Raw genomic sequence first — 5,740 nt, 5'->3', positions numbered from 1 at the left:
AATGCAATAAGATTGTCGTTATTCATGGTGTATCCTCGTCTGGTCTTTTTCCTTATCCAGCAGGATACGCCGTTTCTTCTCCTTTACTCATACACCACAAATAAACATAGCTCGTTCTTGATTGGGAGCGTAGTTGATTACCTGCCTATCTTTAGTTGAACGGACAAAAGGGCTGCATTTCTCAGCCAATTATCAGGTTGCTTGCTGTTCCTCTATCCTTTCCTAAAATGAATTCTCCTCACCCTACAGTAATTGTCGGAGCGGGCTTTACGGGGCTTTTTACAGCGTTGCATCTGCGCCACCAGCATGATCTTCGCTCGGTCATTCTAATTGATCCGCAAGAGCGGTTTGTCTTCAAGCCTCTATTGTATGAGCTACTGACAGATGAATTGACAGAAGATAGCGTTTGTCCGACCTATAAAGAGTTGCTGCAAGGTAGCAATGTCAGCTTTGTACAGGACAAAGTAGTGGCGATCGACCTGGGAGCAAAACATCTCATGTTAGCTTCTGGCTCAGACTATACGTATGCTCATCTTGTCCTGGCCGTTGGTAGTATTCAGGGATACTTGGGAACAGAGGGTGCACAGGAAAATGCTTTTGCCTTTCGGACACGAGAGGATGTAATTGCCCTGAAACACCAGTTACGAGAGTGCTTACAAAGCGCCAGCCAGATGAAAGATGAGGTGCAACGGCGATCGCTGCTGACATTTGCTGTAGTTGGAGCAGGCCCAACAGGGGTAGAAATGGCGGCAACACTGGCGGATCTATTGCCTTATTGGTACGCTCAACTGGGCGGCGACATGCGTGAAATTCGCATTGTCCTGGTCAATCATGGCAAGACAATTCTTGCAGGCGATGTTAATGCCGGTTTAAAGGAGAACGCTCTCCATGCTTTCAGAACTCGAACCGTGCCCGTTGAATTGATATTAGGTGTAAGCGTGAAGTCCGTTGATGCAGACCATCTGGAGTATCAACCTGCTGGCAGCACTGAGACAAAAATGCTGTTGGCCCAAACTACCATTTGGACAGCAGGGACTGCAGTGAACCCGCTCATTCAAACTCTCAAGTCCCAGATTCGTGCCGATCATCTAGACAAACATGGTCTACCGCTCGTCAGCCCAACTCTGCAACTGCTAGATTTTCCAGAAGTGTTTGCCGCAGGAGATTGCGCGGACGTGCAGCAGCAACCCCAGCCTGCTCTGGCACAGGTCGCATACCAACAAGGCGCGAGTATTGCGCATAATCTGATCATGCTGACCAACGGTGCATCCCCTAACCCAGCCCGTGTGAGTCTTCGCGGTACTCTAATGAAACTGGGATTAAACAATGGAGTCGCAAACTTATTTGACGAAGTGCAGGTGACAGGTAAACCCGCTGATCTAATCCGTAGTGCTGCGTATTTGGAACTACTGCCCACACCACTACATGACTTTAAGGCAACTACTGAATGGCTAAAGCAAGAAACTTTTCATCGCTACCACCGACCTAAATTGGAGTCGGAAACCGCTATAAAACACCCTCTCTCTCCTGTCGAGAAACGAGAGCGATCGCTCATCAAAGCGTTAGCTGTCGTCGCGCCAATCATCTTCCTGATTGCTGCTTATTTTGGTTTACGAACACCACCCTCCGAAGAACTCAGACAACCACAGTCATCAACTACGCAACCTGTTCCATAGTTCTATTACCAGGAGAACACGATGCCTCTACCGCTGTTGAATGACCAGAACCTTCCCTATCCAGATACTATTCATCCAATTATTGTTCATTTTGTAATTGCAATGGTATTTTTTTCTTATTTTTGTGATGTTACTGGTTATCTTAGCCGTAATCACCGTATGTTTGAAGTAAGTTGGTGGAATCTAGTTGTAGCATCAATTGCGGTTTTTGCTGCTGTAATTCTCGGTGAGTTTGAAGCAGGATTAGCACAACCCTATTCGGTTGTTCAACCTGTATTGAATTGGCACACCGTCAATGGCTGGTCAATTGCCGTGATTCTAGTTGTGATTACGGCATGGCGCGGCATCATTCGAGTGCGTGATCCACTAAAAGTACCCGTGGTTTACCTGGGTACAGCTACATTTTTGATGTGTCTCGTTTGTTTACAAGTTTATCTTGGTAGCTTGGTGGTCTGGGTGTATGGGCTGCATACAGTTCCTGTCGTTGAGGCAACGAGACAAGGGCTTCTAAAATGAATCCACAGTTAATTGACCAGTTAAAGCAATTGGGAATGGAACTAGGAATAAATGGATTACCCTATCGCTTTCCACTGCATCCTAACTTTGTTCATCTAACGTTAGGTTTATTTATTATTGCAATTGCTTTTGATTTTGCAGGCTCGTTGTTTCCATTAGAGCGCTCAGTGCTAAAGTTTTTCTCCATGCCAGTCAGCCGGTCTAACTTTTTTGACGTAGCATGGTACAACGCCGTCGCCGCATCCGTCATTACGTTTTTTACTGTGGCAGCAGGCTTTTTCGAGATGCTGCTGGCAAATCCTCCTGTAGACGTGAAGAGTGACTGGGGGTTGGGAGCGGGAACGACCATGCTGTTACATGGCGTTGGCGGAGTGCTGTTGCTCACTTTCATTGTGGCGATGACAATCTGGCGAGGATACCAACGATTTCGCTGGCGCAAAAATCATCCTCAACAGGTGCAGTGGAGCTATCTGCTGGTCGGCGTTTTCATCTTGGGTTATATGTTTGTTCACGGCACCTTGGGGGCGCAATTAGGAGCCGAGTTTGGTGTACATGGCACGGCTGCTGGGCTGATTCAGCAAGGTAAAAATCCCAATCAAGTTCTTCAGCCTTAAATGTGATTATCATGCGAACTTTTAACATTGTGCTATTGGCAATTTATGTTGGCGTGATCATTCTTACCAGTCATGCCATGGGACAGCAAGCCTATGATTGGCTCCCGATCGCCGCTGCTGTAGAAGCCGAACCGGTGGGCCATTTGTTTAGCTTTCTGGTGACACTAGGAACGATCGTCTTTCTAGCTGTATTTGGCGTACTGGTTTATTCAATCCTGTTCTACCGAGCCGCTAGCCAGGACACGAGTGACGCACCTCCCATTCGAGGCAATCTAAGGTTAGAGATTACCTGGACGGTGATTCCAATCCTGTTAGTGATCTGGATTGCCACTTATAGCTACAATATTTACCAGCGCATGAATACGCTCGGTGCCTTGCCCCTAGTCCATCTACATCTTTTAGGAACTCCCGCCTACGCTGCTGATACAGTCACTAGCGAAACGCAGCCTGCTGAACAAATTGAAGTAATTGCGAAACAGTGGTCTTGGTCGTTCCGCTATCCTAACCACAGTGTTACCAGTACGGAATTACATCTTCCCGTTAATCGACCCGTCCACTTAATGTTGCAGTCCGAGGATGTCGTACACGGCTTCTTTGTACCTAACTTTCGTATCAAGCAAGACATCATTCCGGGCCAGACGATCGCATTCAAATTTACTCCAAATCGCATCGGTCAATATCAACTACACGACTCTCAATTTAGTGGCACTTATTTTGCCCTCATGGAAGCAACTGTGTTTGTTGATTCTCCTGAACGTTACAGCCAGTGGTTGGCTCAAACCACGGTCCGTCCGCCTGTTGCGGCAGTGAATCTCGCAATATCTGAACACACTCAATCTCCCGCAACCCCAATGAGAAGCAATTGGCGCACTGTTCCACCTGCCCAGCCTTCCCTTGTAAACAAATAGCAGTGAACAATCAACATAAAAAGGTAAGTGATGACGAACATTCCTGTTGAAGGTACTGGTAATTCGCTCAAACCCGAACAAGTGAGCTGGAAACGCTATTTCAGCTTTAGCACCGACCATAAGGTAATTGGTGTTCAGTATCTCGTCACTGCCTTTCTCTTCTTCCTGGTGGGTGGCTTGTTTGCCATGATTGTGCGTGCCGAACTGCTCACCCCACAATTGGATCTCGTCGATCGCTCCTTATACAACGGGCTGTTCACGATGCACGGCACGATCATGATCTTCCTGTGGATCTTTCCGGCAAACGTGGGACTAGCAAACTATCTGGTGCCGCTGATGATTGGAGCGAGAGAGACAGCATTTCCAGTGCTGAATGCAATTGCCTTTTGGCTCATTCCAGTTGTAGGGGTCTTGCTGTTGTCCAGCTTTTTTCTGCCCAGCGGTGCAGCTCAAGCAGGTTGGTGGTCATATCCTCCCGTAAGCATTCAAAATCCGTCGGGGCATCTGATCAACGGGGAGTTCATCTGGCTACTAGCGGTCGCACTCTCTGGAGTATCGTCCATCATGGGTGCTGTAAATCTGATCACAACGATCGTGCAGATGCGGGCTCCAGGGATGACCTTCTTCCGGATGCCAGTTTACGTCTGGACGACATTCAGTGCTCAATTGTTACAACTGTTCGGGTTGCCTGCCCTGACAGGTGCACTGGTTATGCTGCTGTTCGACCTCTCCTTTGGTACAGATTTTTTCACCCCTTTCAATCAAGGTGATCCGGTAATCTACCAGCATTTGTTTTGGTTTTACTCTCATCCTGCGGTGTACGTCATGGCATTACCAGCCTTTGGCGTCTTCTCAGAAGTGATTCCTGCCTTTGCCCGCAAACCGCTATTTGGCTACAAGACTGTCGCTGTTTCCTCTCTACTGATTAGCCTCATTAGTACTTTGGTTTGGGCCCATCATATGTTTGCTAGTGCCACTCCCAACTGGATGCGAATCTTGTTTATGGCAACATCAATGATGGTGTCAGTACCAACGGGAATCAAAGTGTTTGCCTGGACTGCAACCGTTTGGCGAGGTAAGTTGCATTTCCAGACCCCGATGCTGTTTGCGTTAGGAGGTGTGGCAATGTTTCTGTTCGCAGGCATTACCGGAGTGATGCTGGCTGCTGTACCCTTTGACATTCACGTTAACAATACTCACTTTGTTGTTGGTCACTTTCACTACGTGGTGTTCAACACTGTCACAATGGCACTTTATGCTGGGATTTACTTCTGGTTTCCCAAAATTACCGGGCGCTTGTATTCTGAGGGGTGGGGCAAGCTGCACTTCTGGCTCACCTTCATTGGCGCAAACCTCAACTTCTTTCCCATGCATCCACTCGGCTTACAGGGAATGGTGCGCCGTATCGCGTCCTACGATCCGCAGTATACAGGATGGAATGTGGTTGCCAGCCTGGGAGCTTTTTTGTTAGGAATGTCTACCTTACCCTTTATTGCCAATATGGTCAGTTCCTGGTTACAGGGACGCAAAGCACCAGACAATCCCTGGAATGCTACCGGGCTAGAGTGGACAACCTCTTCACCACCGCCGATCGAAAACTTTGAGGAGATCCCAACCGTTACTTCAGAACCCTATGGTTACGGAGAATCTCACTGACGGATCGTCGACCTGTCCTCTATTTAGGGCATGCTTTAAAGCTCATTGGAAGGGTTATTTTTTCGTGTACTCGCACACAAAAATAACCTTTAAAGCAGACCTTAGATATCGTCATCAATTCTGTCTCAGGAACCCGTGATGCGAAACCCGATCCACTCAGGAGAGCCATCTTCAGATAATGACCACCTAATTTCCAAAGGGGATAATCTGGCTTTTGGTTTTCCGGTGTTTCTTCTATCGGAAAGTATCATCTTTGTCTAGGTACAGGACAAAAATTGAAGGACGTGGAAAAACTCATCGATGAATAACTCCAGATTCAGTAGGATTTGACGCAGGTGGTCGAAACCATAGCGAAAGATACTCTTGGCTT

The 5,740-nt window shown here is 47.5% G+C and carries 5 protein-coding genes; all 5 read left to right on the top strand.

The window, feature by feature from the left end:
• The first annotated feature begins 227 nt into the window (after positions 1-227).
• The 5 genes from H6F91_RS05395 to H6F91_RS05375 are packed head-to-tail and all read left to right on the top strand — an operon-like array spanning position 228 to position 5,370.
• The gene (locus H6F91_RS05395; RefSeq protein WP_190789246.1) at positions 228-1,676 is read left to right on the top strand and encodes an NAD(P)/FAD-dependent oxidoreductase; all 1,449 of its coding nucleotides are present in this window, start codon (positions 228-230) and stop codon (positions 1,674-1,676) included.
• Positions 1,677-1,697: 21 nt separating this feature from the next.
• Positions 1,698-2,192, top strand: a complete 495-nt coding sequence (locus tag H6F91_RS05390) for a DUF2231 domain-containing protein (RefSeq protein WP_190775665.1) — start codon at positions 1,698-1,700, stop codon at positions 2,190-2,192.
• On the top strand, positions 2,189-2,806 hold the full coding sequence (locus H6F91_RS05385) for a DUF2231 domain-containing protein (protein ID WP_190775664.1): 618 nt from the start codon (positions 2,189-2,191) through the stop codon (positions 2,804-2,806). Before H6F91_RS05390 ends, H6F91_RS05385 begins: the two co-directional genes overlap by 4 nt.
• Before the next feature lie 11 nt (positions 2,807-2,817).
• Positions 2,818-3,714 carry a cytochrome c oxidase subunit II gene (locus H6F91_RS05380; RefSeq protein ID WP_190775663.1) on the top strand — a complete coding sequence of 299 codons (897 nt, stop codon included), beginning with the start codon at positions 2,818-2,820 and terminating at the stop codon, positions 3,712-3,714.
• 30 nt (positions 3,715-3,744) lie between these two features.
• Entirely contained in the window at positions 3,745-5,370 is a 1,626-nt protein-coding gene (locus tag H6F91_RS05375; RefSeq protein WP_190775662.1) for a cbb3-type cytochrome c oxidase subunit I, read from the top strand.
• Positions 5,371-5,740 lie beyond the last annotated feature (370 nt).

This window comes from Leptolyngbya sp. FACHB-8, assembly GCF_014695575.1.
GTDB lineage: Bacteria > Cyanobacteriota > Cyanobacteriia > Elainellales > Elainellaceae > Vacuolonema.
Note: the sequence above shows the minus strand (reverse complement) of the source record. Positions and strands in the feature narration are given on the sequence as shown.